The sequence below is a fragment of the Cohnella baijiui genome (assembly GCF_020731285.1).
Lineage (GTDB): Bacteria > Bacillota > Bacilli > Paenibacillales > Paenibacillaceae > Cohnella.
Window position 1 is genome coordinate 1 of the sequence record NZ_JAJFOW010000497.1, and the last position, 212, is coordinate 212.

Sequence of the window (212 nt, forward strand, 5' to 3'; positions counted from 1 at the left end):
CTTAGAGAGTGACTCGACTCCAACCACCACTACATACCGATACATGCCGCTTGCAACAAACTGCGCAGCCACCGATGTTCCATATAAAAAACCAGAGCAAGCAGCCGATAAATCAAAAGCAGCTGCACGTTTTGCCCCTAGCTTCTCCTGGACAAGACAGGCGGTAGATGGGAAAAACATATCCGGTGTTACCGTAGCAACGATAATCAAAT

1 pseudogene is annotated in these 212 nt (G+C 47.6%); it reads right to left on the reverse strand.

Annotated elements, in window-relative coordinates:
* Positions 1-212: pseudogene (locus LKX83_RS33520) on the reverse strand (3-oxoacyl-ACP synthase); the annotation flags it as partial.